Raw genomic sequence first — 25,569 nt, forward strand, 5'->3', positions numbered from 1 at the left:
TGGTCAGTCGCTTCACTTCCTCGATTCATAGTAGTCCGCGACCAGCCGCTCGAGCAGGCGGACGCCGTAGCCCGATCCCCAACTCTGGTTGATCTCGGTCTTCGGCGCCCCCATCGCGGTGCCGGCGATGTCCAGGTGGGCCCATGGCGTGCCGTCGACGAAGCGCTGCAGGAATTGCGCGGCGGTGATCGAGCCGCCGTTGCGCCCGCCGGTGTTCTTCATGTCGGCGAACTGCGAGTCGATCTGCTTGTCGTATTCGGGACCGAGCGGCATGCGCCAGACTTTCTCGCCGGTCTCGAGCCCCACCTTGGCCAGGCGTTCGGCGAGTTCGTCATTGTTGGAGAACAGGCCGGCATGATCGGTGCCGAGCGCAACCATGATCGCGCCGGTGAGCGTTGCGAGATCGACCATGAATTTCGGCTTGAACTTCTTCGCGACGTACCAGAGCACGTCGGCGAGCACGAGGCGCCCCTCGGCGTCGGTGTTGATGATCTCGATGGTCTGGCCGGACATCGAGGTCACGATGTCGCCGGGGCGCTGGGCGTTGCCGTCGGGCATGTTCTCGACGAGGCCGATGGCGCCGACAGCATTGACGCGCGCCTTGCGCGCCGCGAGCGCATGCATCAGCCCGACCACGCAGGCCGCGCCGCCCATGTCGCCTTTCATGTCCTCCATGCCGCCGGCCGACTTGATGGAAATACCGCCGGTGTCGAAACAGACGCCCTTGCCGACGAAGGCGACCGGCGCGTCGCCCTTCTTGCCGCCGTTCCAGCGCATGATTACGGTGCGACCGGGCCGGTTCGAGCCCTGCGCGACGCCGAGCAGCGCCCCCATGCCGAGCTTGGTCATCGCCTTCACGTCCAGCACCTCGACGGTGACGCCGAGCTTGCGGAGCTGGCCGGCACGGCGCGCGAACTCTTCGGGATAAAGGACATTCGGCGGCTCGTTGACGAGCTCTCGCGCCAGGTGGACGCCGTCGACGATCGATGTACGCGGCGCAAAGCTCTTCTTCGCGGCCGCCGCGTCCGCAACGGCGATCGAGACGTCGGCGCGCACCGCGCCGCTCTCGCCGTCCTTCTTCTTGGTCTTGTAGCGGTCGAACTTGTAGGCGCGCAGGCGGATACCGGTCGCGATCGCAGCCGCCTGATCCGTCGTCATCGCCTGCTCCGGCAATTCGGCAATGAGTGTCATGGCAGTACTGCCGGCGTTGAGCTTGCCGGCCGCGACACCGCCGAACTTGAGAAAGTCCGTCTCCTTGAGCTCGGACGGCTTGCCGGCGCCGATCACGATCAGCCGCTCGGCCTTGAGGCCTTGAGGCGCGAGGATATCCAGCACGGCGCCGCTCTTGCCTTTGAATTGGTTGGCGGCGGCAGCCCGCTTCACCGTCTCGGCGGCAGCCCCCAGCGCCTTGCGAGTCGCCGTCCCCAGCTTCAACTGCCCGTCGCAAAACGCGACCAGAATGCCGCGAGCGGGCGCGGAGAATGGGACAAAGCCGACCTTGACGGCGTCGGACATAGGAAAATCCTCCAGAATTCAGGGTGTTGGCCGGGGCGTATGAGGTGGCCCCTAAGACACTTGCGACACGGGTTGCGGGAGTGGCCGGAAGTGGTCCGGACCGCGTTGGCCACACTATGGCCTGTCGGCCGCGCCGCTGCCAAGCGCCGGAGTGGCGGGAAGGTCACAAAAGCGAATAATTAACCATAAATTAAGCGCGCCTTGGCGCGGCCATTTTGTTGACGGATCAAAGGGATGGTAGTGAGAGAGTGAGCCGGACGGATCCGCGGCTCGACCATCGGGGAGCCCGGTTTGACGGGGTTGGTCGAAAGCCGTGCGTTTTGGCGCGTCAGGGGGTCGTGCGGTAGCGACATGGGGTCGATCGACAAGTACATCTTCAAGACGACGCTGGCGTCGTTTGCGCTTGTCCTGGTCAGCCTCACCGGGGTGATCTGGATTACGCAGGCGCTGCGCGGCATCGATCTGATGACGAGCCAGGGTCAGACCATCCTCACCTTCCTCGGCATCACAGGTCTGGTCATCCCGGCGCTCGTCCTGATCATCGCCCCGATCGCGCTGATGATCGCGATCTCGCACACGCTGAACAAGCTCGCGACCGATTCCGAAATCATTGTGATGAACGCGGCGGGCTTCTCGCCGTTCCGGCTGTTCTATCCATTCTTCTATGCCACCTGCGTGGTGGCGGCGCTGGTCGCCTTTATCGGCGCCTATCTCGCCCCCGACGGCATGCGGCGCATCAAGCAATGGGATGCCGAGATCACTGCCGACGTGCTGACCAACATCCTGCAGCCCGGCCGCTTTGCCCAGCTCGACCAGAATCTCACGATTCGAATCCGCGAGCGTCTGCCGGGCGGCGTGCTCGGCGGCATCTTCGTCGACGACCGCCGCGATCCGCAGGAACGTGTCACCATTGTCGCCGACCACGGCACCGTGCTGAAGAACGAGAGTGGCTCGTACCTCGTGTTGGAGGACGGCAACCTCGAGCGATTCGAGGTCGGCAAGCGCGATCCGGCGCTGGTCGCGTTCCAGCGCTACGCCTTCGACATGTCGAAATTCTCCAATCAGGGGCGCGACGTCACGCTCGGCATTCGCGAGCGTTACCTCTGGGAGTTGATCTCCCCGCCCGAAGACGATCCGGTCTACAAGCAGATTCCCGGCCAATTCCGTGCCGAGCTGCATGACCGCTTCATGGCGCCGATCTATCCGTTCGCCTTCGCCGCGCTCACCTTCGCGTTCCTCGGTGCACCGCGGACCACGCGCCAGAGCCGCAATTTCTCCATCGGCGGATCGGTGCTCGCGGTTTTCGGCCTGCGCATGGTGGGATTCGCATGTTCGGTCATGACGGTGAAGACCCCGTGGGCCGCGCTTGTTCAATACCTGATGCTGTTCGGCGGAATCGGCATCGGTATCTGGATGATCGTCGGCGGCGTGATCGTCGAGCCGCCGCCGGCCCTGATGGAGGCGATCAACAGGAATAACGAGCGCATTGCCCGCTTCTTCCGACGGCCGGTGACCGCATGAGCATGGTCACAAACACGCTCGGGCGCTATTTCGCCGGCCGTTTCGTGATCTCGGCGGTCGGTGTGTTCGCGAGCATCTTCGTGCTGCTGGTACTGGTCGACTATATCGAGATGGTGCGCAAGACGTCGGGGCTGGTCGACGTCTCGGCGATCACGGTAGCGGAAACCTCGCTGTTCCGGGTGCCGCAACTGCTCGAGAAGCTGATGCCGTTCTGCGTACTGATCGGCGCGATGACCTGCTACCTCGCCTTGTCGCGCCGGCTGGAGCTGGTCGTGGCGCGGGCGGCCGGCGTCTCGGCCTGGCAGTTCATCTCGCCTGCCCTCGCCAGCGCGATCCTGCTCGGCATCATCGCGACCACCGCCTACAACCCGATCTCGGCGAATCTGCGCGAGCTGTCCAAACGGATGGAGGCCGAGCTGTTCGGCTCGGCGCCGGGCGGCGGTATTCAGGACGCGTCCGGCTTCTGGCTGAACCAGATCAACAACGAAGGTCAGGCGATCATCAATGCGGCCCGCAGCGAGCAGCAGGGCGTGCGGCTGACCGGCCTGACCGTGTTCCGATTCGACACCGAGTTGCAGTTCAAGGAGCGAATCGAGGCTCGCGAAGCGACCCTCGAAGAGGGGCGCTGGGTGTTCAAAGGGGTACGCAGATACACCCTCGACAAGGCCCCGGTGGACCAGGACACCTTCTACCTGGCCACCACCCTCACCCCGGCGCAGGTTCGTAACAGTTTTTCGACCCCCGAAACTGTGTCCTTTTGGCAACTACCGAACTACATCCGTTCGTCGGAGAGCTCAGGGTTCGCGACCGCCGGCTATCGCTTGCAGTATCACAAGCTCATCGCACAGCCATTTTTGCTGGCTGCAATGGTGATGTTGGCGGCTTCCGTGAGCCTCCGCTTCTTCCGGATGGGCGGCGTGCAGAAGATGGTTTTGAGTGGCGTGGGTGCGGGCTTTCTGCTCTACGTGCTCTCGAAAGTAACTGAGGATTTGAGCAAGGCTGAGTTGATGCATCCCATCGCTGCGGCGTGGCTGCCTGTCGTTGTCGGCGGCCTCACCGGTTTCTTGGCCTTGCTGTATCAGGAGGACGGGTAGTGGCCGTTGTCGCCGCCCGCCAGTTGAGGTCGCCTGTGTTCGGGCGGCGCAGTGTCCTGCGCCGTCCTCGCAGCCGCATGGCCGCGCTTGGCGTCTCACTCTCCACGCTCGTCGCCGCGTTTATCGCGGTCGGCGCGCTCGCCGTTGCCGTGCCCACGCCGGCCGCCGCGCAGAGCTTCACCTACAATCCGCGCCCGCCGAAGCCGACGCGGCCGCCGGCCAAGAATGACGGGCAGATGCTCGTTCAGGCCAACGAGGTCGATTACGACTACAACAATCAGCGCGTGTCGGCGGTCGGCAACGTGCAGATGTTCTACAACGGCACCAGCGTCGAGGCCGACAAGGTCATCTACGACCAGAAGACCAAGCGCCTTCACGCCGAAGGCAACATCCGCATGACGGATGCGGAAGGTAAGATCACCTACGCCAACATCCTGGATCTGAGCGACGACTACCGCGATGGCTTCGTCGACTCGCTGCGCGTCGATACCGAAGACCAGACCCGGATGGCGGCGACCCGCGCCGATCGCTCGAGCGGCAACTACACCGTCTTCGAAAACGGTGTTTATACCGCCTGCGCCCCCTGTAAGGACGATCCGAAGAAGCCGCCGCTCTGGCAGGTCAAGGGCGCGCGCATCATCCATAATCAGACGGAGAAGATGCTCTATTTCGAGAACGCCCAGCTCGAATTCTTCGGCGTTCCGATGGCGTATCTGCCCTATTTCTCGACGCCCGATCCGACGGTGAAACGCAAGAGCGGCTTCCTGATGCCCGCTTTCACCACCTATTCGGCCTACGGCGTCGGCGTCGAAATCCCCTACTATTTCTCGCTCGCGCCGGACTACGACGTGACTTTCAATCCGCGCATCACGTCGAAGCAAGGCGTCCTGCTGCAGGGTGAATTCCGTCAGCGCCTGTCGAACGGCGCCTATCAGATCCGCGTCTATGGCATCGACCAGCTCGATCCCGGCGCCTTTGCCGGCCAGCCCGGCGATCGCCAGTTCCGTGGCGGCATCGAGACCAAGGGTCAGTTCGCGCTGAACGACAAGTGGACCTTTGGCTGGGACGGCGTGCTGCTGTCCGACTACTTCTTCATGTCCGACTATCGGCTGGCCCAGTACAAGGATCCGTTTGGATCGTTCATGTCGCTGCCGACGGAAGCGATCTCGCAGCTTTATCTGACCGGCGTCGGCAACCGCAGCTTCTTCGACGCGCGCGCGATCTATTACCTCAGCTTCTCCGGCAACCAGGACAAGGTGCCGGTCGTCGCGCCGGTCATCGACTACAACAACGTGATCAACAGCCCGATCCTGGGTGGTGAGTTCAGCTACAAGATGAACTTCACCAACCTGACCCGCGAAACCGCGGTGTTCGATCCGATCACGACGCTCGCCAACACCGCCGGCCTGTGCACGACCGCATCGGCCGATCCGATGGCGCGGCTGCCCACGCAGTGCCTGCTGCGCGGCATGCCCGGCACCTACACCCGCTTCACCGCCGAGGCGCAGTGGCGCAAGTCCTACACCGACCCGTTCGGTCAGATCTGGACACCGTTCGTCAGCGTCCGTGGCGATGCGATCAACGCCGACATCTCGAACCAGCCGGGCGTCTCCAACTTCCTGCCGGTCGGCGACACCCAGACGGTCCGCCTGATGCCGGCCGTCGGCTTCGAGTACCGCTATCCCTTCATCAACGTGCAGCCGTGGGGCACCACCACGATCGAGCCGATCGCCCAAGTCATCATCCGGCCTAACGAGCCCGATGCCGGCAGACTTCCGAACGAGGACGCCCAGAGCCTGGTGTTCGACACCAGCAACCTGTTCGCGGTCGACAAGTTCTCCGGCTACGACCGTGTCGAGGGCGGCAGCCGCGCCAATGTCGGCGTGCAGGCCACCACACAGTTTGATCGCGGCGGCAGCGTGAAGGCGATGTTCGGCCAGTCCTACCAACTGTTCGGGCTGAACTCGTTCGCGGTCGCCGACGTCACCAACACCGGCGTCGACTCCGGCCTGCAGAACGCGCGATCGGACTATGTCGCGAGCGTCGCCTATTCGCCGAACCGGACCTACACGTTCAGCGTCCGCTCGCGGATGGACGAGGCGACGTGGAACGTGAACCGGTTTGAGGCCCAGGGTACCGCCAACTTCGATCGCTGGTCGGTCAGCCTGATGTACGGCAACTATGCGGCGCAACCGGAACTCGGATATCTGACGCGCCGCGAAGGCCTCCTCGCCAGCGGATCGGTCAAGGTGGCGTCGAACTGGGTGGTCCAGGGTGCGGCGCGCTGGGACCTTGAAGCGAACAAAATCAACCAGTATGTGGTCGGCGCAGGCTATGTGGACGACTGCTTCGTGCTGGCCGCCAACTATGTCACGTCCTACACATATCAAGCTGGCAGCACGCCGCCCGTTCTCAGCCACGCTTTCATGTTCCAGATCGGGCTGCGGACCATCGCGCAATCGTCGACGACGAGCAGCTCGGCCGGCATGCAGTAACGTGGAAGCGAGCCTGGACTGGCCGCAGCCCGCGGCTCCAGCTTGAATGGGTTTAACGGCTGACATGACAATGACGACAGCTAGCCTGCCAGCTCGCCGCTATTCGTTCCTGCTGAGTTCCGTGCTGGCCCTCGTTCTCCTCCTCGGCGGTGGCGCTCGCTTGCACGCCCAGACCATCGCCGTCATGGTCAATGGTGATCCCATCACCAATTTCGACATCGAGCAGCGCGCCAAGCTGAACGCCCTGACCGGCACCAAGAATCCCGATCGGAAAGCCATCCTCAACGATCTCATCGACGAGAAGGTGAAGATCAAGGAAGCCAAGAAATACGGCGTCGATCCCTCCGCCAGCGATATCGACCAGGCCTTCAGCGGAATGGCGCAGCGGATGCGGTTGTCGGGCGACCAGCTCACCAAGGTGCTGGAGAGCAAGGGCATCAGGCCTGATACGCTGAAGCAGCGCATCAGGGCCGACATGGTTTGGACCAGCTTGGTCCGTGGCCGCTTCAAGGAAAGTCTCCAGGTCGGCGAGAGGGACGTGAATACTGCGGTCAAAGCGGCTGGCGAGGCCGCCGACGCCGACGCCTTCGAATACAGGATGCAGCCGGTCGTCCTGATCGTGCCGCGTGGCGCGCCCCAGTCCGAGTTCGAAGGACGGCGCAAGGAAGCAGAGAGCCTGCGCGAACGCGTGACCAGTTGCGAGGAGGCCAACTCCTTCTTCAAGTCGATGCGCAACGCCGCGATCCGCGAAATCGTCGTGAAGACCTCGGCAGACCTGCCTCCCTCGCTGCGCGAGGTCCTGGACAAAACGCCAATCGGCCATCTGACTGCTCCCGAAGTCACCAAGCAGGGCATCGAGATGGTTGTGCTCTGCGGCCGTCGGGCGACCACTGTGGATACGCCGAAGAAGCGCGAGATCCGTGAGAAGATGTACGCCCAGAAGTACGAGGCGAAGTCGAAGTCCTACCTGCAGGAAGTCCGCAAATCCGCGATGATCGAATATCCAGGCGGGCGATGATCGACTATCGTTGACGCATGGCCAAACCTCTCGCGCTGACATCCGGCGAGCCCGCGGGCATCGGCCCCGACATCACTCTCGCCGCGTGGCTGCGACGGCGCGAGCTCGATCTCCCGCCGTTCTATCTGCTCGGCGATCGCACTTCCCTTGCCGAACGTGCCAAGGCGCTCGGGCTCACGGTCGAGCTTGCCGACGTCAGCGCCGAGGAATCATCGGCAGCATTTTCGCGCGCCCTGCCTGTCGTCGCCACCGGCAAGGTTGCGACGGCACGACCGGGAAAACCCGACGGAACGAGCGCGGAGGCCGCGATGGCCTCGATCCGCCAGGCGGTCGCCGATGTCGTCGCCGGCAAGGCCGGCGCCGTCGTCACCAACCCGATCGCCAAGAACGTGCTGTATCGCGCCGGCTTCCGCCATCCCGGACACACCGAATTCCTCGCAGAGCTTGCGGCCAAGGGAGCGCGCGCGCCGCAGCCGGTGATGATGCTGTGGTCGCCGGCCCTCGCCGTCGTCCCGGTGACGATCCACCTGTCGGTCCGCGAGGCACTGGCGCAGCTCACAACCGATCTGATCGTGTCGACCGCGCGGATCGTCGTCACCGACATGAAGGCACGGTTCGGCCTCGCGGCGCCGCGCCTTGCCATCTCGGGCCTCAACCCGCATGCCGGAGAACACGGCACGCTCGGCCGGGAGGACATCGAGATCGTCGCGCCGGCTGTCGAGACCCTGCAACGCGACGGGATCGCCGCCCGAGGCCCGCTGCCGGCCGATACCATGTTTCACGAGGTCGCGCGCAAGACCTATGACTGTGCGATCTGCATGTATCACGACCAGGCGCTGATCCCGATCAAGACCATCGCGTTCGAGGACGCCGTCAACGTCACGCTCGGACTGCCGTTCATCCGGACCTCGCCCGATCACGGCACCGCATTCGACATCGCCGGCACCGGCAAGGCCAATCCCGCGAGCCTGATCGCCGCCCTCCGGCTCGCCGCGCGCATGGCCGCTGCGGCGCCGCCGCGATGAGCGCGATCGACGACCTGCCGCCGCTGCGCGACATCATTCGCGAACACTCCCTGTCGGCGCGCAAATCGCTCGGTCAGAACTTCCTGCTCGACCTCAATCTCACCGCGCGGATCGCGCGCGCCGCGGGTCCGCTCGAGGACTCAACCGTGATCGAGGTCGGGCCCGGTCCCGGCGGATTGACGCGCGCGTTGCTTGCGCTCGGCGCCAAGCGCGTGATCGCCGTCGAGCGCGACGAGCGGGCGCTTGCCGCGCTCGACTACATCGTCAAGCGCTATCCCGGCCGCGTCGAGATCGTGCATGGCGACGCGCAGCGCTTCGATCCGCGTCCGCTGCTCGACGGCGGCAAGGCCAAGATCGTCGCCAATCTGCCCTACAACATCGCGACCCAGCTTCTGGTCGATTGGCTCTCGATCGAGCCGTGGCCGCCCTGGTACGACATGATGGTGCTGATGTTCCAGCGCGAGGTCGCCGAGCGCATCGTCGCGCATCAGGACGAAGAGGCCTATGGCCGGCTTGCGGTGCTCGCCAACTGGCGCGCCGAGACCAAGATCCTGTTCGACATCTCGCCCGCCGCGTTCGTGCCCCAGCCGAAGGTCACGTCCTCGGTGGTGCGATTGATACCGCGCGCGGCGCCCGAGGTGTGCGACCGCCGCATGCTCGAGCAGGTGGCGGCAGCCGCCTTCGGCCAGCGGCGCAAGATGCTGCGCCAGAGCCTGAAATCGCTGTCGGTCGATCCGGCGCGGCTCGCCGCGGCCGCCCACATCGATGCCACGCGCCGCGCCGAAACCATCCCGGTCACCGGCTTTGTTGCCATGGCACGTGAATTGGCCGATATACGGTCCACAAAATAGAACATCAGGAGAAACGTAATGGCGCGTATGGTTCGCCAATCCCTCGTCAAATTCGATGCACCACTGTGCGAAACCATCGTGGACACGCCGAAGCCGCAGGGACGCGAGGTTCTCGTTCGCATCGAGCGTTGCGGCCTGTGCCATTCCGATCTCCACATCCAGGACGGCTACGCCGATCTCGGCGGCGGCAAGAAGCTCGACACCACCCGCGGCATGACCCTGCCCTTCACGCTCGGCCACGAGATCGCCGGTATCGTCGACGAGGTCGGCTCCGAGGTATCGAAGGACCTGATCGGCTCGAAGAAAGCCGTCTTCCCCTGGATCGGTTGCGGCCAGTGCCGCGACTGCCAGAACGGCGACGAGAACCTCTGCATCAAGCAGCGCTTCCTCGGCGTGTCCATCGACGGCGGCTTCGCCACGCACGTCCTGGTGCCCGACGCGAAATACCTGCTCGACTATGATCCGCTTCCGGTCAATCAGGCCGCGACACTGATGTGCTCTGGTGTCACCGCCTACGGCGCGCTGAAGCGCCTGGTCGATCGTCCACGCCAGCGCAATCTGCTGCTGATCGGCCTTGGCGGCGTCGGCATGATGGGTCTGTCGTTCGCGCAGGCGATGTTCAAGCAGCCGATCACGGTTGCCGATCTCAGCCCCGCCGCACGCGAGACCGCGCTGAAGAACGGCGCAGCGGCCGCCTACGATCCGGCGGAGCCGGACGTGGTCAAGCGCATGCTGAAGGAGAGCGACGGCGGCTTCGATGGCGTGGTCGACTTCGCCGGCAATGAGAAGTCGATGGCGTTTGCGGTGTCGACAGTGGCGCGCGGCGGCAAGATCGTGGTGTCCGGCCTGATGGGCGGCAACTTCAGCCTGCCGATGGTGCAATGGGTCTACAAGCGTATGACCATCGAGGGCTTCATGGTGGGAACGCTGGCCGAGGGGCAGGAATTGATGGCGCTCGCCCGCGCGGGCAAGATCAAGCCGACGCCGATGAAGGAAGAGCCGATGGCCGACGTCCAGAAATGGATCGATGAATTGCGGGCCGGCAAAGTCGTGGGACGTATCGTCTTGAAGAACTAGAGCCTGATCGCGCTTTAGCGGACGTCCCGCCGGCCTCACCCAAACAACCGGGGAGGACGTGCATGAGGAGGAAACGTTCGACGTTTGCGGCATGGGCGGCGCTCGCGCTCGCCCTTGCCGCCACACCGGCCGCTTCGCAAACGCGGTACGGGCCCGGGGCCACCGACCATGAGATCAAGATCGGGACCACGACGCCCTATAGCGGTCCGGCGTCGGCCTATTCGGCGGGCGCCGTCTCGATCACCGCCTATTTTGCGATGATCAACGATCAGGGCGGCGTGAACGGCCGCAAGATCAACTTCATCAGCCTTGACGATGCCTACAGCCCGCCCAAGACGGTCGAGCAGATCCGCCGCCTGATCGAGAGCGACGAGGTGTTGTTTCTCGTCAATCCGGTGGGCACCGCGCCCAACATGGCCGTGGTGAAGTACATCAACCAGAAGCGGGTGCCGCATCTGTTCGTCGGCTCCGGCGCGACCATTTTCAACGATCCCGAGCACTATCCGTGGACGATGAGCTGGACGCCGCATTACGCGTCCGAAGGTGAGATCTACGCCAAGTATATCCTATCGACGCTATCAGATGCGAAGATCGGGATCCTCGCGCAGAACGACGATCTCGGGCGCGACTACGTGATGGGCTTCAGGCACGGGCTCGGCGACAAGGCTGCGACGATGATCGTGTCGCAGCAAACCTACAACACCAGCGATCCGACCGTGGATTCGCAGATCGTGTCGCTGAAGGCCGCCGGCGCCAATGTGCTGTTCATCGCTTCGGTCCCGAAGTTTGCCGCGCAAGCGATCCGCAAGGCCTATGACATCGGCTGGCACCCGCAGGAATTCCTCTCCAGCGTCGGCTCCTCGATCGCGGGCGCGATCCGCCCGGCCGGCTTTGAGGCAGCCAAGGGCGTCATATCGGCCGCCTACCAGAAGGACCCTGCCGATCCGCAATGGAAGGACGATCCGGCCATGCAGGCCTGGAACGTCTGGATGGACAAATACAACCCGCACGTCGACAAGAGCGACTATTACGCGCCCTACGGCTACAACATCGGCTACGCCGTGGTGCAGATCCTCAAGCAGTGCGGCAACGACCTGACGCGCGAGAACATCATGAAGCAGGCCTCGCATCTCGACATGGAGTTGCCGCTGCTGCTGCCGGGCATCCGGCTGCGGACCTCGCCGACCGACCTGCGGCCGATCAAGCAGATGCGGCTGGTTCGGTTCAACGGCCAGCGTTATGTGCTGTTCAGCGACGTGCTGGAGAGCAACTAGTCTCGGAACGAAACCGCCGCGCCAACGGAACCGGCCAGGAACCTGGGAGGCGGCACGCTCGCTTGCCACCATGACGCCGCAATTGCGCGATGCCGTGAGCCTCAATTAAGCCCTGCCCGCTCCGGATTTGCGGCGCATTGCGACCCAACTCTTTACCGAGATTGGACCGCAAGCGTTTACGCAAAAGAAATACCGGGGACGTCAATGTCGAATCGTTCAGCAAAATTTGCTTCGGCGCTCGTCGCGAGCATCCTGGCCGGCGCAAATTTCACGGCCGTGGCGCAGAATGCGGCCACCACCGCGGATACCAAGACGGCCGACAGTTGCCAGTCCGCCCCCAAGGGACCGGCGGGCGCGGGAAAGCACTGGTATTATCACCAGGATCGCACGACCAAGGCCAAGTGCTGGTACATCGGTGAGGCCAAGAATAAGGCAGCCAAGACCGCTACCGCGCAGCAGCAGCCCTCGCCCGAGGCAACGGCAGACGCCACACCACCACAGCCGCAGGCTCAACCGCAGCCACAGCCGCAATCAGCGATGCGCCCGTCGGTCGCCGACGCGCATGCCGAGTTGGCCTTGTCGCAACGTGCAGCCGCGCCGGCCGCAGCCCCCGAGGCCAGTCAGGCCGGCAGCAACACGGCCCCCGACACAAGCGCGCCCGCAACGCCCCCGGACGCAAATACGCAGACGTCCGCGCGCTGGCTGGATGCGACGAGCATGGCCGGCTCCAACGGCACGCGGCACGCCGCGCCTCAGCCCCCCGCACCCGAGCAGGCGGATGCGCAGCAGCCGTCGGTGAACGCCACTGCACCGGCCGCGCCCGCCGCGGTCGAAACGCCGGCGGAGAAGACCTCATCCTCGACGCAGATGTTGCTGATCGTGATGGTCGGCGCGCTGGCGCTCGCAGGCCTCGTCAGTGCCCTCGTCCTCCGCCTGACCCGCAGGCGTACGCCGCCCTCCGATACCCAGGACGAGTGGCACGCACCATGGGACTCGATGCGTTCACCGGACCTGCCGATCCGCCTGGAATCTCCGCTCAGGCTGTCCGAACTGCCGCCGCGCCGGGCCGAGCCGCCGATGCCTCGTCGCGCGGTCGCGCGAAATCTCGATGAGACCGAGGATAGGAATCAGCAGATCACAGCGATGCTGCAGCGCCTGGCGCGCAGCGCGGCCAACTGAAGCGGCTATTTCTCGAGTTGACGCTGCAGGCCGCGCACGAACTCGGTGAGTCCCGTGCGCCGCTCGCGCTTGAGCCGTTCCGCCTTCAGGATCGACTGCACCTCGGCGAAGGCGTCGTCGACGTTCTGGTTGACGACGATGTAGTCGTATTCCGCCCAATGGCTCAACTCATGCGTGGCGCGGTTCATCCGGCCGCGGATGACTTCCTCGGAATCCTGCGCACGGGTGTGTAGCCGCTTCTCGAGGTCGGCGGCCGACGGCGGCAGGATGAAGACGCTGACCACGTCGGCGCGCGCCTTCTCGCGCAATTGCTGCGTACCCTGCCAGTCGATGTCGAACAGCACGTCCTGGCCGGCTGACAGCGCTGCCTCGACCGGCTGGCGCGGCGTGCCGTAGCGATTGTCGAACACGGTCGCCCATTCCAGCAGGTCGCCCTGCTTGGCCATCACCTCGAACTTCGCTTTGTCGACGAAGAAATAGTCGCGGCCTTCGACCTCGCCCGGGCGCATCGGCCGCGTGGTTGCCGACACCGACATTTTCAGCCCCGGCATGCGGTCGATCAGCATGCGCGACAGCGTCGTCTTGCCGGCGCCCGAAGGCGACGACAGCACGAACATCAGCCCGCGCCGCTCCACGCCGTCAAAACCCTGCGCCGTCATCGCTCACTCCAGATTCTGGACCTGCTCGCGGAATTGCTCGACCACGTTCTTCATCTCGAGCCCGGTGTTGGTCAGCTCGACATCGTTCGACTTCGAGCAGCAGGTGTTGACCTCACGATTGAACTCCTGCGCCAGGAAGTCGAGCCGGCGCCCGACCGGCCCACCCTTCCCGATCATCTCGCGTGCCTGGGCGACATGGGAGGCAATGCGGTCGAGCTCCTCGCGGATGTCGGCCTTGGTGGCGATCAGGAGCGCCTCCTGGCTGAGGCGATCGGCGTCGAACCGGTCCGAGGTCTCCAGCAGTGCGGCGATCTGCTCGGCCAGCCGCGCCTTGATCGCCTCGGGCTTGCGGCCCGGAGCAGCCTCGGCGCGCTTGGCGAGCCGTTCGATCTCGTCCATCCGCTGCATCAGGATCTGGCCGAGCGCATCGCCTTCGCGGCAGCGCATCTCGACAAGGCTGCCGAGCGCCTGCTCGAAGGCTTTCGCGGCTGCGTCGCGCGCCGCCTTGTCCTCTTCCTCGTTCCGCTCGGGTTCGGCCACCTCGATGACGCCCTTGATGGCGAGCAGGCCGTCGATGCTCGGCGCCACCGCGTCGATCCGCTGCGCCAGCGTACCGGCGATCTTCACGACGGCTTCCAGCACATCCTCATTGATGCGGACGGTCTGCGCGGCATCGGTGCGCTTGACGCTGAGATTGGCATAGACCGTGCCGCGCGACAGCAACTCGCCGGCGCGCTTCTTAGCGAAAGCCTCCAGCTCGTCCCATCCGGGCGGCAGCCGTAACCGTAGATCAAAGCCCTTGGCATTGACCGACTTCAGCTCCCACTCGAACGTGTAGGGACCGCTTGCGCCATGGCTTCGGGCAAAGCCAGTCATGCTCGACAGCGCCATCGCGTGAAACTCTCCAGCAAAAGGATATGGGGCTCACCAGGAGCCAACGAGACTCGCTCGGAGTCCTGCGACCTTAAAACGGATTCCGTGAAAGTGGAATTACGTTCCACCCACGGGACATCGGAGCTCAGCGCTGCACGACCGGTGGCGAATTGGTCTGCTGGGCTGCCCCCTGGCGGCCGCGCGGCGGCTTCCGCTGATTGGTTGGTTTCGGCGGCGTGGTCGCCGTCGGATTGGTATCGGTCGCCCCGGGAGCCGCGGCCGCCGGCGGCGGATCATCCGCTGGCTCGACGGTGTCGTTCTGGATCTGCTTTTCCATCGTGCGCAGCTTGGCAACGTTCTTGGCGTGCTGGTCGTAGGTTTCGGTGAAGGTGTGACCACCGGTGCCGTCGGCAACGAAGAACAGGTCACGCGTGCGCGCGGGATTCGCGGTCGCCTCCAGCGAAGCGCGGCCGGGATTGGCGATCGGCCCGGGCGGCAGGCCGTCGATCACATAGGTGTTGTAGGGCGACGGCTGCGTAATCTCGCTGCGCTTGATCGGGCGTCCCAGCGTCCCCTTGCCGCCGACCAGGCCGTAGATGATCGTCGGGTCGGATTGCAGCTTCATTCTCTGCCGCAGGCGATTGACGAACACCGCGGCGACGCGGCTGCGCTCGTCGGCGCGGCCGGTTTCCTTTTCGACGATCGAGGCCAGTGTCACGAGTTGCTCCGGCGACTTCAGCGGCGTGTCCGGATTGCGGCGTTCCCAGATCTCGGCGAGCACGCGCTTCTGTGCCTGCTGCATGCGCTGGATCACCTGATCGCGCGTGGTGCCGCGCGGGAACTTGTAGGTCTCCGGCAGCAACGTTCCCTCGCGCGGGATCTCGCGCACCGAGCCGGTGAAGATGTCGTTGTCGGAGAGCCGCGCCACGATCTGCTCCGAGGTCAGGCCCTCCGGAATGGTGACGGCGTGCTGCACCACCTTGCCCTCGACGATGGTGGCAATGACGTCGCGCAGGCTTGCACTCTTCTGGAACGCGTATTCGCCGGGCTTGAGGTCGGAGCTTGCCTTCAGCGCGAACACGCCGCCGATGAAGACCCAGGGATTGACGTTGATCACGCCCTCGCGCGAGAGCACGTCGGCGATGTCACGCTTGCCGGCGCGAGCGGGGATGTTGACGACCTTGTCTTCCTGCAACGGCCCGGGCGCTTCCAGCGTCTGCTTGCCGTAGTAGTAGGTCGCTCCAGCCCCGATCATCAGGATGATCAGGATCGTGAAGATGGCATTGCCGACGATCACGAACGGATTGCGGGCACGATCCGAGCGCTTCGGCGGCGGCGGAACCTGCTCAGGCTCCAGCGCAGCACGCGGACTCCTCGGTGAAATGGGCGGCCTCTCACTCATCGATGCAAACCAAAATCCTGCCGGTTGAATCGTGGCCGGACAAACCCCTGCCCTGCCAATAGCATACGCCCGCTCTTAGGAGTCACCGCGGAATACGGCAAAACGGTGGACTAGTTCTAAAGACTTACAACTAGATCACGCGCCGCACGATCACAGAGGCGTTGGTACCCCCGAAACCAAATGAATTGGACAACGCCACATTCACGTCACGCTTGCGCGACGTGTGAGGCACAAGGTCGATCGCCGTTTGAACCGACGGATTATCGAGATTGATGGTCGGCGGTACCACGTTATCGCGAATCGCAAGGATGGCGAAGATCGCCTCGATCGCGCCGGCGGCGCCGAGCAGATGGCCGGTCGCCGATTTGGTCGACGACATCGAGATCTTCGAAGCCGCATTGCCGAGCAGGCGCTCGACCGCGCCGAGCTCGATCTCATCGCCAACCAGCGTCGAGGTGCCGTGGGCATTGATATAGTCGATGTCGGCGGCGGTCAGGCCGGCACGCTTGAGCGCCGCGCTCATGCTGCGGAAGCCACCGTCGCCATCCGGCGAGGGCGAGGTGATGTGATAGGCATCACCGGACAGGCCGTAGCCGATCACCTCGGCGTAGATCTTCGCACCGCGCTTCTTCGCGTGCTCGTATTCCTCGAGGATCACGATGCCGGCACCCTCGCCCATCACGAAGCCGTCGCGATCCTTGTCGTAGGGGCGCGAGGCCTTCTCCGGCGTATCGTTGAAGCCGGTGGAGAGTGCGCGCGCCGCGCAGAAACCGGCCATGCCGATGCGGCAGATCGGCGATTCGGTGCCGCCCGCCACCATCACGTCAGCGTCGCCGAGCGCGATCAGCCGCGCGCCGTCGCCGATCGCATGCGCGCCAGTCGAACAGGCCGTGACCACCGAATGGTTCGGCCCCTTGAGGCCGTGGTCGATCGAGACGTAGCCCGATGCCAGGTTGATGAGACGGCCGGGAATGAAGAACGGCGACACCTTGCGCGGCCCGCGCTCCTTCAGCAGGACCGCCGTGTCGGCAATGCCCGAGAGGCCGCCGATGCCGGAGCCGATCAGCGTGCCGGTCGCACACTTGTCCTCTTCGGACTCGGGATGCCAGTTGGCATCGTCGAGCGCCTGCTTGGCCGCGCACATTGCGAAGATGATGAAGTCGTCGACCTTGCGCTGGTCCTTCGGCTCCATCCACTGATCGGGATTGAAGCTGCCCTCGGTCCCGTCGCCGCGCGGAACGGGACAGGCAATCTGGCTCGGCAGGTCGGACACGTCGAACGTATCGATCTTCTTCGCGCCGCTCTGTCCGGCGAGAATGCGTGTCCAGGTTGCGTCGACGCCGCAGCCGAGCGGTGTGACCATGCCCAGCCCCGTGACGACAACACGTCTCATTTCAGAATCTCCCGCGCACAATGGGCGGCCAATAATAAGAAACCGGGGGACCGTTCGACAACGGTCCGTCCGGCTCCGTCAACTCCGCAAGAAGCGTCAGCTCTTCGCGTTCTTCTCGAGAAATTTCGTCGCGTCGCCGACGGTCAGAATCGTTTCCGCGGCGTCGTCGGGAATCTCGCAACCGAATTCTTCTTCAAAGGCCATCACGAGCTCGACCGTGTCGAGGCTGTCGGCGCCGAGGTCATCGATGAAACTTGCGCTATCGACCACCTTGTCGGGCTCGACACCAAGGTGTTCGACCACAATCTTCTTAACCCGCTCGCCAATCTCACTCATCGTTCAACCTCGTTGTTCCATTGGACCCGACCCCAAGACGATACGAGCCATCGTGGTCGTCTCGATTACTCAATCGCGCATAGTCTTGATTCGGCCCGGTCGTAGCCGACTAAGCCCCGGCGAAACGGCAGCCGCTGTCACGCCAATATACAGGGTTTCAAAATCCTGCAATGGCGTTCTTTGCCCATCCGTTGGGGTTCAGCTACCATACTTCCCAAGCCTTGACTACACGCCTGAACCGGCTCCCGAAAACGGCCTTTCGCCGCATTGCGAGAGCCAGTAAGCAGCTCAAATCATAGCCATTCCACCATTGACGTGAATCGTCTGTCCGGTGACGTAACCGGCTTCGTTGGACGCCAGATAGACTGCCGCGGCAGCGATGTCTTCGGGCGTCCCGAGTCGCGCCGCAGGAACCTTCGCCAGGATCGTTTCGCGCTGCTTCTCGTTGAGCGCGTCGGTCATCGGCGTCTTGATGAAGCCGGGCGCGATGCAGTTGGCGGTGACGCCGCGCTTGGCATATTCGGCGCCGAGGGTCTTGATCAGGCCGATGATGCCGGCCTTCGAGGCGGTGTAGTTGCCCTGCCCCGGATTGCCGGTGACGCCGACGATCGAGGTGATCGCGATGATGCGGCCGAAGCGCTTGCGCATCATCAGCTTGGTCGCCGCGCGCGCGAGCCGGAAGGTCGCCGTCAAGTTGACCGCGATGACGTCATCCCAATCCTCGTCGCGCAGTTGCACGAACAGATTGTCGCGCGTGATGCCGGCGTTGGCGACGAGAATGTCGACCTGCCCCATCGCCGCTTCCGCCGCCGGCACCAACGCCTCGACCTCGTCCTTGCTGGAGAGATTGCAGGGCAGCACGTGAACGCGGTCGCCGAGCTTGGCGGCAAAGCCGTCCAGCACCTCGCGCCGTGTGCCCGAGATCGCGACGGTTGCGCCCTGCGCATGCAGCGCCTGCGCGATCGCACCGCCGATACCTCCGGTCGCACCCGTGACGAGCGCCGTCCTGCCAGTCAGATCAAACATCGAACTCTCCTCTCGGCCGCTTACGCCGAAGCCGCCAATGCATCCTTGGCCGCAGCAATATCGTTCGGACCGCCGACCGACACGCCGACGGCGCCGTCGGCGATGCGCTTGACGAGCCCGCTCAGCACCTTGCCGGCGCCGATCTCGAAGAACCGCGTCACGCCCTGTCCTGCCATATAGGCAACCGACTCGCGCCAGCGCACCGTGCCGGTGACCTGTTCGACCAGGCGGCGGCGAATTTCGTCGGGATCGGTGATGGCGGAGGCCAGCACGTTGGAGACGAGCGGCGCCGCGGGTGCCTTGATGGTGACGCCGGCCAGCGCCTGCGCCATCGCGTCGGCCGCCGGCTGCATCAGCTTGCAGTGGAAGGGCGCCGACACCGGCAGCAGCATCGCGCGCTTGGCGCCCTTGGCCTTGGCGATTTCGACCGCGCGATCCACGGCGGCCTTGTCGCCGGACACCACGACCTGTCCGCCGCCATTATCGTTGGCAGCCTGACACACCTGCCCCTGCGCGGCTTCGTCGGCGACCGCCACGGCCGTCTCATAGTCGAGACCGAGCAGCGCGGCCATCGCGCCGGCGCCCACCGGCACCGCCTTCTGCATCGCAAGGCCGCGGGTGCGCAGCAGGCGCGCGGTGTCGCTGACGGTGAGACTGCCGGCCGCGGCAAGCGCCGAATACTCGCCGAGCGAGTGACCCGCGACGAAGGCAGCGTCACGGCCGACCGAAAAGCCGGCTTCGCTCTCCAGCACGCGCAACGTCGCGATCGAGACCGCCATCAGCGCCGGCTGCGCATTCTCGGTGAGCTGCAGCGTCTCGCCCGGGCCGTCCCAGATGATCGTGGTCAGCTTCTCGCCGAGCGCGGAATCGACCTCGTCGAACACCGCCTTGGCGACCGGAAAGGCCTCGGCCAGGGCCTTGCCCATCCCGACCGCCTGCGAGCCCTGCCCGGGAAACGTAAATGCTGCCGTCATCGGCGCTCCCTACCTTGTTGAGCGAGATCTTCCCTGGCAAACGCGTTGCGTCTGCTGCGGGGGAGAACGGTATCCGCGTCGCGCGAAAGAAAAATGCCTCGGCGGGTCCGGACGATGCCTTGCACCGTGTCGCGGACCGGGCCGTAAGACACTGACGGAGGCCGCCGTGTCAAGCCGCGCCGACGGAACCCTGGGGATGCCGGTCGATCTGTTGGGCTAGAAACCGCCGGCGTTCTGGTCGGCGTTAACCTTGGCGCCCGCCCTCGCCCGGCGGGCGCTGTTGACCAATTGCCCGGGGCGATCCTCATGGTCGGGCCTGCCGGTCGCGAGCCGCAGCACCGCGGCATAGCCCGGCTGCACCTCCATCCGCCCGGCGTAGCGGCTCCTGCTCAGGATGCGATGGACGCGCGGCAGGTTGTAACAGGGCACGTAGAACAGCAGATGATGCTCGAGATGGTAGTTCACGTAGTAAGGCGCGATGAACAGGCGCTCGAGAAAATTCGCGCGCGTGGTGCGGGTGTTGCGCAAGGGATCCGCGCTGTCGGGCACGACGGCATGTTCGGCGATGTTGCGGATCCGCGTGATCACCATCATCCAGGTCAGAAGCGGCACCAGCCACAGCAGTGGATAGGCCCACCACACGCCGGCCGCGGCAAGGCCCGCGAACAGCACCGCGTTGGTCAGGCATTGCGGGCCGAGCTTGTCCCAGAAGTTCGCGGCGCGCCGCGCCAACGGCCATTCCTTCGGGCCGAGCGCATTGAGCAGTTGCGCCTTGCGCTGCTGGTAGCCGGTCTGGCCGGTGATATCGCGGAGGAATTTGCGACGATAGCTCAGCCGCGTGATCGGAAACGGCGCCGACAGCACGAGGTCGGGATCGTCCTCCTGTTGCGTCCGCGCGTGATGCTGCAGGTGATAGCGGCGATATCCGCGGGTTTCGGCGAAGATCGGATAGGCGCAGAACCATTGGCTCAGCGCGAGGTTGGTCCTCTCATCGGCCGACAGGCAACCATGCGCACCGTCGTGCATCAGGATCGCAAGCCCGAGCTGGCGCGAGCCGATGATCGCCACAGCGAAGAGATAGGTCAACGGATTGGGCCACCATGCGACGAGTGCGATCGCGCCCAGGATCAGCGCCCAGGCGTGCGCGATCAGCGCGACGCCCTTCCATGTCACGCGCTGCCGGACCGCAACCAGCTCATCTTCGGTCAGGAACTCGCGGGCTCGCATGCGAAGCGCGGTCATGTGCTCGTCTCCTCGTCGGATGAGGGCGAAGTGGTGGAATCGCGGACCAGGCGAAGCCGCGCGGCCTCATGCTGCGATGTCGCCGTCGCCTGCTCGCCGAGCGCGCGCAAGAGTTCGCGGCACATCTCGTCGGCCGCGCGGCCCATCGCAAAACCTTCGACGATGACGCCGATCGCGACCGCCCAGAATCGCCGCGAGCTCTCCTCGGGCGCGCGCAGCGTTCGCCAACCGTGCCGCTCGACCTGGCCTGCATAGGCACGCGCACCTTCACTGTGCAAACGCTCGATGGTGCGCTCGACCAGCGGTGCGAGGTCTTGTCGCCGCCTGGTCAGGGTCAAGGCTTCGGCGAAGAAGGCAACGGTATCCGTCGCGGTCACGGTCTCGGCCAGCGCATGCGTGTACGCGCGCGGGGTGTGGGCTTCGAGGGCGGCCTGCTCGGTCGCGCGCGCCAGGTAGAGCATGTCGCGGCAGGCGGCCTCGACGAACAGCGCCTCCTTGGTGCGGAAGTAATAGGTGATCTGGCTCGGAAAGGCGTCCGCCGCCGCGGCGATGTCGGAGATCGAGGTGCCCGACAGTCCGCGCTCCTTGAACAGGCGGCTGGCGCCGTCGAGCAGCAGCGAGCGCATCTTGCGGCCCGCCGACCGTGTCGCGCGGACCGCGTGCTTCGGATCGGGCGCAGGCATGTCGGCAGCGGTCTCCGAACCCATGATCGTTCCTCCCGGACAATATTTGTATGATATACAAACAAAGAAATCAACGGGAAATCACGCGGAGATCAGATTAGGATGGTTTCCGACGAAGGCTCGCCCTTGTGAGAGACATTCCTGCCGGGCCGACAACCCTTGCCTTCGCGGCTAAAATCCGTATAAAGCGCGCCATCCGTGGGCCCCGGCCGGGAGCTGAACGGACGGTCTCAGCAAATTCACCTGGTTGATTTTGATGTGGCAGGGCCAGTCGGCCCGTCGTCCCGTGCTTCCGCCTTCTGAGCAGCATCGAGTCCTTTCCGAAGGTCTCGAAGGGCTTGTCGCCGGGAACCGCGTCAACACTAGGAAAGGACACCCATGCCTCTTTACGAGCATGTCTTCCTCGCGCGTCAGGACGCGAGCACCCAGCAGGTCGATGAACTGACCACCCAGGTCACCGGCATCGTCGAACAGGGCGGCGGCAAGGTCACCAAGACCGAGAATTGGGGCGTGCGCTCCCTCACCTACCGCATGAACAAGAACCGCAAGGCGCACTTCGTGCTGATGAACATCGACGCGCCGTCGGCTGTCGTCACCGAGATCGAGCGCCAGGAGCGGATCAACGAAGACGTCATCCGCTATCTGACCGTGCGCGTCGAAGAGCACGAGGAAGGCCCGTCGGCGATGATGCGCAAGGCCGACCGTGACCGCGAGCGCGATGACCGCGGCGGCGGCTTCCGCGGCGACCGCGATGGTGGCGGATTCCGTGGTGATCGTGGCCCGCGCCGTCCGCGCGATGAAGACGCAGCGACCGAGGAGTAATGAATCATGGCTGACGCTGGTGCCCGCCGTCCGTTTTTCCGTCGCCGCAAGTCCTGCCCGTTCACGGGCGCGAATGCGCCGAAGATCGACTACAAGGATTCCAAGCTGTTGATGCGTTACGTCTCGGAGCGCGGCAAGATCGTGCCGAGCCGCATCACGGCGGTGTCCGCCAAGAAGCAGCGTGAACTCGCCCGCGCCATCAAGCGCGCGCGGTTCCTCGGCCTCTTGCCCTACGTGATCAGGTAATCGCCTTCGGCCGGCGACGCGCGTCGCCGGCCGCTTGTCTTCATAAGGCTTCCGGGTCGTCCGGTCGCCGATGGTTGGGGCTCTCGCAAGACCGCCTCTAACCGCTCGAAAGGAGCGGGACAGCTAATGATCGGAATATTCATCGTTGCAATTGCGGCCGCCGCTGCGTCGGCCTTGATGTTCGCCTCGATCATTTCGGGCGCGCTGATCTCGTTGCTGCTGTTCTATCTGGCGCCGTTGCCGCTGATGGTGACGTCGCTCGGCTGGGGTCCGCTCGCCGCCGCGATCGGCGGCATCATCGCCTCCGCAAGCGTCGGTGCGATCCTCGGACTTCCCTACGGGATCGCCTTTGCGACGATGGTTGCCCTGCCCGGCTGGTGGCTCGGCCATCTCGCTCTGCTCGGCCGGCCCACCACCGGCGGCGTCCCCGCCGGCGCTGCCGCAGAAGCAGCGCCCCCTCAGCTCGAGTGGTATCCGGTCGGCCGCATCCTGATCTGGGTCGCAGCCTTCGCGGTCGTGACCACGGCCGGCGCGCTGCTGACGCTCGGCCTTGATGCCCAGACGATTGCCGCCGAGCTGCGCCGCGGCCTCCTGAAGGTCTTCAGCGCCGGCAACGCGCAGCCCAGCGACGAGATCGAACAGCTCGTCAAGTTTTTGGTGATCTTCGCGCCGATGGCGGCAACGGTCGTCGCGATGGTCACGCTGACGGTGAACCTGTGGCTCGCCGCCAAGGTCACGCAGACCTCGGGCCGGCTGAACCGGCCATGGCCGGAGCTGCGTTCGACGACGCTGCCGCCGATGACGCTGGTCGCGCTGCTGGTGGCGCTCGGCCTCAGTTTCGTCGGCGGCCTTCTCGCCATCCTAGCGCAGCTCGTGACGACCGCGCTGATCATCGCCTACACGCTCGTCGGCTTCGCGGTGCTCCACACGGTGACGCTGTCGCTCACCAGCCGCGGCTTCTGGCTGGCCTGCGCCTACACCGCCGTCGTCGTGTTCACCTGGCCGATCGTCGCGCTGGTAGCGCTCGGCATCGCCGATGCCCTGTTCGGATTGCGACAACGCTATCTGCGCAGCCGGCCGCCGCCGCTGCCGGCATCCTGAGATTCGAACCAACCACTCAACCGATACTTAGCACCTAGAGGAGAACGAAAATGGAAGTCATTCTGCTGGAGCGCGTGGCCAAGCTTGGCCAGATGGGCGAGATCGTCCGCGTCAAGGACGGGTATGCCCGCAACTTCTTGCTGAAGCGCGGCAAGGCGCTGCGCGCCACTGCCGACAACCGCGCCAGGTATGACGGCATGAAGGCCGAGCTCGAGGCCAACAACATCAAGGCCAAGGGTGAAGCAGCCAAGGTCGCCGAGAAGATCGACGGCCGCGACATCGTCATCATCCGCCAGGCCTCCGAATCCGGCCAGTTGTTCGGCTCGGTCTCGGTGCGCGACATCGTCGCGGCGCTGGCAGCCGACGGCGTCACGGTGACCCGTCCGCAGGTCTGGCTGGACTCGCCGATCAAGGTGATCGGCCAGCAGAAGGTCACGATCGCCGTGCACCCGGAAGTCGAAGCCAGCGTCGCCGTGACGGTCGCCCGCTCCGCCGACGAGGCCGAGCGGATCAAGCGCGGCGAGGACATCTCGACCCGCCAGGAGGACCAGGACGCCGCCGCCGAGGCGCTTGCCGCCGCCGGCGAGTTCTTCGATCCGGAAGCCCAGCACGACGAGGTCGAGCCGGCGCCGGCCACCGAAGAGCAGAAGTAAGTCCGTCTCCGCCACCCAACCGACTGAAGCCCGGCCTGATCAGGCCGGGCTTTGGATTCGTGCCGCGGCCGCATCGTCCAGCATCGCAATCGACGCCAACGCCGTCGCCGTGTGCTTTTCCTTGCCGTCGATCACGCAGAACACGTCGGCCGCGACCACCGCGACCTGACGCCCCGGCTTGACCACCCGCGCGCGGCAGATCAGGCGATCGCCCGACGCCGGCGACAGCAGGTTCAACTTGTACTCCGCCGTCAGCGCCGGCTGGCCGCGCGACGTCGCTGCCGCAATCGTCGTGGCGTTGTCGACCAGAAACGCCGTCACCCCGCCGTGAAACAGGCCGTGCTGCTGCAACAGCTCGGGGCGCCGATCGACCGCGAGCGTACAGGCGCCGCGCGACAGCTCGGCCAATTCCGCACCGACATGGCCCATGAAGCCCTGGCGGCCGACGTTGTCGCGGATCCGTGCCGCGATCGGCGCGAAGTCCGGATCGGTTTCGTTCATGACGTTTCTCCTGTGTGCTCCGCCGCTCCCGGCGCCACCACCGCGCGGATTGCGCAGGCAATCAGCGTCTCGACCTGATCCCGCGGGTCGCTGCGGTCGCGGCCCGACAGATAGGCCCGGCAGAAAATTTGCGCCGGACCGATGATCTGGCTGAAGAACAGCACCGCGCTCATCGGCAGCAATTCGCCGCGGGCGAGCAGCGGGGCGCGCCAGCGCTCGATCCCCTCGGCCAGCCGCGAGTTCTCGGTGCGCTGGGCGCCGCGCACCTCCTCACCCCATTCGCTGCGCGAAATTTCGAACAGGAAGCGCGCCTCTCGCCGGTTGCTCACGACCCAATCGAGGTGGGCGCGGATCAGCCGCGCAACGCCATCGCGCGCGCCGCAGGATGCATCGACCGAGGTGATGATCGCGGCGTGGTAGCTCTGCAGGACCTCCAGAAAGAGAGTTCCGGCCAGCTCCTTCTTCGAGTTGAAGAAGTGGAAGAAGCTGCCGTTGGAGGCCCGCGCCCGGCTGCGGATCGCGGCAACCGTCGCGCCTTCGAAGCCGTCCCGATCGAACACCGCCAGTCCCGCTTCCAGTAGATCCTCGCGCGCTGTGCTCACCTGCTCG

Annotated in this window: 25 protein-coding genes; 13 read left to right on the forward strand and 12 right to left on the reverse strand. The window is 65.0% G+C overall.

What is annotated here, in order from left to right:
- Nucleotides 1-12: 12 nt before the first annotated feature.
- Nucleotides 13-1,515, reverse strand: a complete 1,503-nt coding sequence (locus P6U25_RS20620; RefSeq protein WP_407146591.1) for a leucyl aminopeptidase — start codon at nucleotides 1,513-1,515, stop codon at nucleotides 13-15.
- A 351-nt stretch (nucleotides 1,516-1,866) separates the two neighbouring features.
- Between P6U25_RS20620 and lptF the strand changes: the two genes are divergently transcribed.
- The 9 genes from lptF (at nucleotide 1,867) to P6U25_RS20665 (ending at nucleotide 13,049) form a co-directional block, all read left to right on the forward strand.
- Complete coding sequence (lptF, locus tag P6U25_RS20625; RefSeq protein WP_407146592.1) at nucleotides 1,867-3,036, forward strand: LPS export ABC transporter permease LptF; 1,170 nt, start codon at nucleotides 1,867-1,869, stop codon at nucleotides 3,034-3,036.
- A complete protein-coding gene (lptG, locus tag P6U25_RS20630) occupies nucleotides 3,033-4,130 on the forward strand; it encodes an LPS export ABC transporter permease LptG (RefSeq protein WP_407146593.1) in 1,098 nt (365 codons plus the stop codon). Before lptF ends, lptG begins: the two co-directional genes overlap by 4 nt.
- 77 nt (nucleotides 4,131-4,207) lie before the next feature.
- Nucleotides 4,208-6,625, forward strand: a complete 2,418-nt coding sequence (locus P6U25_RS20635; RefSeq protein ID WP_407152564.1) for an LPS-assembly protein LptD — start codon at nucleotides 4,208-4,210, stop codon at nucleotides 6,623-6,625.
- A 70-nt stretch (nucleotides 6,626-6,695) separates the two neighbouring features.
- A complete protein-coding gene (locus P6U25_RS20640; protein ID WP_407146594.1) occupies nucleotides 6,696-7,643 on the forward strand; it encodes a SurA N-terminal domain-containing protein in 948 nt (315 codons plus the stop codon).
- Between the two features lie 17 nt (nucleotides 7,644-7,660).
- Complete coding sequence (gene pdxA / locus P6U25_RS20645) at nucleotides 7,661-8,668, forward strand: 4-hydroxythreonine-4-phosphate dehydrogenase PdxA (protein WP_407146595.1); 1,008 nt, start codon at nucleotides 7,661-7,663, stop codon at nucleotides 8,666-8,668.
- Entirely contained in the window at nucleotides 8,665-9,519 is an 855-nt protein-coding gene (rsmA, locus tag P6U25_RS20650; protein ID WP_407146596.1) for a 16S rRNA (adenine(1518)-N(6)/adenine(1519)-N(6))-dimethyltransferase RsmA, read from the forward strand. The genes pdxA and rsmA overlap by 4 nt, the downstream gene beginning before the upstream one ends.
- 18 nt (nucleotides 9,520-9,537) lie before the next feature.
- Complete coding sequence (locus P6U25_RS20655; protein ID WP_407146597.1) at nucleotides 9,538-10,596, forward strand: alcohol dehydrogenase; 1,059 nt, start codon at nucleotides 9,538-9,540, stop codon at nucleotides 10,594-10,596.
- A 62-nt stretch (nucleotides 10,597-10,658) separates the two neighbouring features.
- Nucleotides 10,659-11,870 (forward strand): ABC transporter substrate-binding protein, encoded by a 1,212-nt coding sequence (locus P6U25_RS20660; RefSeq protein ID WP_407146598.1) that lies wholly within the window; start codon nucleotides 10,659-10,661, stop codon nucleotides 11,868-11,870.
- A gap of 204 nt (nucleotides 11,871-12,074) precedes the next feature.
- Nucleotides 12,075-13,049 (forward strand): hypothetical protein, encoded by a 975-nt coding sequence (locus tag P6U25_RS20665; protein ID WP_407146599.1) that lies wholly within the window; start codon nucleotides 12,075-12,077, stop codon nucleotides 13,047-13,049.
- A gap of 5 nt (nucleotides 13,050-13,054) precedes the next feature.
- Here the strand turns inward: P6U25_RS20665 and gmk are convergent, their stop codons facing one another.
- The 9 genes from gmk to P6U25_RS20710 form a co-directional block, all read right to left on the reverse strand.
- Nucleotides 13,055-13,708, reverse strand: coding sequence for a guanylate kinase (gene gmk, locus P6U25_RS20670; RefSeq protein ID WP_407146600.1), 654 nt, complete (start codon nucleotides 13,706-13,708; stop codon nucleotides 13,055-13,057).
- A gap of 3 nt (nucleotides 13,709-13,711) precedes the next feature.
- The gene (locus tag P6U25_RS20675; protein ID WP_407146601.1) at nucleotides 13,712-14,599 is read right to left on the reverse strand and encodes a YicC/YloC family endoribonuclease; all 888 of its coding nucleotides are present in this window, start codon (nucleotides 14,597-14,599) and stop codon (nucleotides 13,712-13,714) included.
- Between the two features lie 127 nt (nucleotides 14,600-14,726).
- A complete protein-coding gene (gene mltG / locus P6U25_RS20680) occupies nucleotides 14,727-15,983 on the reverse strand; it encodes an endolytic transglycosylase MltG (protein WP_407146602.1) in 1,257 nt (418 codons plus the stop codon).
- A gap of 130 nt (nucleotides 15,984-16,113) precedes the next feature.
- Nucleotides 16,114-17,376 carry a beta-ketoacyl-ACP synthase II gene (gene fabF, locus P6U25_RS20685; RefSeq protein ID WP_407146603.1) on the reverse strand — a complete coding sequence of 421 codons (1,263 nt, stop codon included), beginning with the start codon at nucleotides 17,374-17,376 and terminating at the stop codon, nucleotides 16,114-16,116.
- 96 nt (nucleotides 17,377-17,472) lie between these two features.
- A complete protein-coding gene (locus P6U25_RS20690) occupies nucleotides 17,473-17,712 on the reverse strand; it encodes an acyl carrier protein (RefSeq protein WP_139482977.1) in 240 nt (79 codons plus the stop codon).
- Between the two features lie 288 nt (nucleotides 17,713-18,000).
- Nucleotides 18,001-18,738 carry a 3-oxoacyl-[acyl-carrier-protein] reductase gene (gene fabG, locus P6U25_RS20695; RefSeq protein WP_280979250.1) on the reverse strand — a complete coding sequence of 246 codons (738 nt, stop codon included), beginning with the start codon at nucleotides 18,736-18,738 and terminating at the stop codon, nucleotides 18,001-18,003.
- Between the two features lie 20 nt (nucleotides 18,739-18,758).
- The gene (fabD, locus tag P6U25_RS20700) at nucleotides 18,759-19,712 is read right to left on the reverse strand and encodes an ACP S-malonyltransferase (protein WP_407146604.1); all 954 of its coding nucleotides are present in this window, start codon (nucleotides 19,710-19,712) and stop codon (nucleotides 18,759-18,761) included.
- Nucleotides 19,713-19,928: 216 nt separating this feature from the next.
- Nucleotides 19,929-20,954: a fatty acid desaturase family protein gene (locus tag P6U25_RS20705; RefSeq protein ID WP_407146605.1), complete on the reverse strand. Its 1,026-nt coding sequence runs from the start codon at nucleotides 20,952-20,954 to the stop codon at nucleotides 19,929-19,931.
- On the reverse strand, nucleotides 20,951-21,661 hold the full coding sequence (locus P6U25_RS20710) for a TetR/AcrR family transcriptional regulator C-terminal domain-containing protein (RefSeq protein ID WP_407146606.1): 711 nt from the start codon (nucleotides 21,659-21,661) through the stop codon (nucleotides 20,951-20,953). The genes P6U25_RS20705 and P6U25_RS20710 overlap by 4 nt, the downstream gene beginning before the upstream one ends.
- Nucleotides 21,662-22,015: 354 nt before the next feature.
- Between P6U25_RS20710 and rpsF the strand changes: the two genes are divergently transcribed.
- The 4 genes from rpsF (at nucleotide 22,016) to rplI (ending at nucleotide 24,459) form a co-directional block, all read left to right on the forward strand.
- On the forward strand, nucleotides 22,016-22,459 hold the full coding sequence (rpsF, locus tag P6U25_RS20715) for a 30S ribosomal protein S6 (RefSeq protein WP_407146607.1): 444 nt from the start codon (nucleotides 22,016-22,018) through the stop codon (nucleotides 22,457-22,459).
- Between the two features lie 6 nt (nucleotides 22,460-22,465).
- Nucleotides 22,466-22,705 carry a 30S ribosomal protein S18 gene (rpsR, locus tag P6U25_RS20720; protein WP_016844287.1) on the forward strand — a complete coding sequence of 80 codons (240 nt, stop codon included), beginning with the start codon at nucleotides 22,466-22,468 and terminating at the stop codon, nucleotides 22,703-22,705.
- 126 nt (nucleotides 22,706-22,831) lie between these two features.
- The gene (locus P6U25_RS20725; RefSeq protein ID WP_407146608.1) at nucleotides 22,832-23,806 is read left to right on the forward strand and encodes a hypothetical protein; all 975 of its coding nucleotides are present in this window, start codon (nucleotides 22,832-22,834) and stop codon (nucleotides 23,804-23,806) included.
- 50 nt (nucleotides 23,807-23,856) lie between these two features.
- Nucleotides 23,857-24,459, forward strand: a complete 603-nt coding sequence (gene rplI, locus P6U25_RS20730; RefSeq protein ID WP_407146609.1) for a 50S ribosomal protein L9 — start codon at nucleotides 23,857-23,859, stop codon at nucleotides 24,457-24,459.
- Nucleotides 24,460-24,498: 39 nt separating this feature from the next.
- Here rplI and P6U25_RS20735 read toward each other — a convergent pair whose 3' ends face one another.
- Together P6U25_RS20735 and P6U25_RS20740 are read right to left on the reverse strand one after the other, a co-directional pair.
- Nucleotides 24,499-24,960: a PaaI family thioesterase gene (locus P6U25_RS20735; RefSeq protein WP_407146610.1), complete on the reverse strand. Its 462-nt coding sequence runs from the start codon at nucleotides 24,958-24,960 to the stop codon at nucleotides 24,499-24,501.
- Nucleotides 24,957-25,562 (reverse strand): TetR/AcrR family transcriptional regulator, encoded by a 606-nt coding sequence (locus tag P6U25_RS20740; RefSeq protein ID WP_407146611.1) that lies wholly within the window; start codon nucleotides 25,560-25,562, stop codon nucleotides 24,957-24,959. Before P6U25_RS20740 ends, P6U25_RS20735 begins: the two co-directional genes overlap by 4 nt.
- Between the last annotated feature and the right edge of the window lie 7 nt (nucleotides 25,563-25,569).

The organism is Bradyrhizobium sp. ORS 86 (assembly GCF_045571475.1).
Classification (GTDB): domain Bacteria; phylum Pseudomonadota; class Alphaproteobacteria; order Rhizobiales; family Xanthobacteraceae; genus Bradyrhizobium.